The organism is Bacillus sp. 05T31, assembly GCF_056396725.1.
Genome location: NZ_JBFTMA010001492.1, coordinates 1 through 373, shown reverse-complemented (window position 1 = coordinate 373; position 373 = coordinate 1). Strand labels below are relative to the sequence as shown.

The following is a 373-nucleotide window of genomic DNA, read 5'->3' as shown; positions in this document are numbered from 1 at the left end:
CAACATTACTGATCGCAATGTATGGGTTGCCGATTCATTTGAGGGCCTCCCAACACCAAATATAGAACAATACCCGAGAGATTTCGACGATTACTTACACAGCTTTGATTATTTACGTGTTTCTTTAGAACAAGTACAAGAAAACTTTAGAAAATACGATTTATTAAATGACCAGGTAAAGTTTTTAAAAGGTTGGTTTAAAGATACTTTACCGTCAGCACCGATAGAAAAAATTGCGATTGCTCGCCTTGACGGTGATATGTATGAATCAACGATGGATGGTCTCGTAAACTTATACGATAAAGTTTCTAAGGGCGGCTATATAATTATCGATGACTATGGGCTACCACCATGTGCTGAGGCTGTGACAGAC

General features: G+C 38.3%; 1 protein-coding gene. It reads left to right on the top strand.

Annotated features, from left to right (window positions below; all coding sequences use genetic code 11):
* Positions 1-373: TylF/MycF/NovP-related O-methyltransferase (locus tag AC1DJR_RS34010; RefSeq protein WP_477004674.1), on the top strand; the 373-nt coding region annotated here is incomplete at both ends.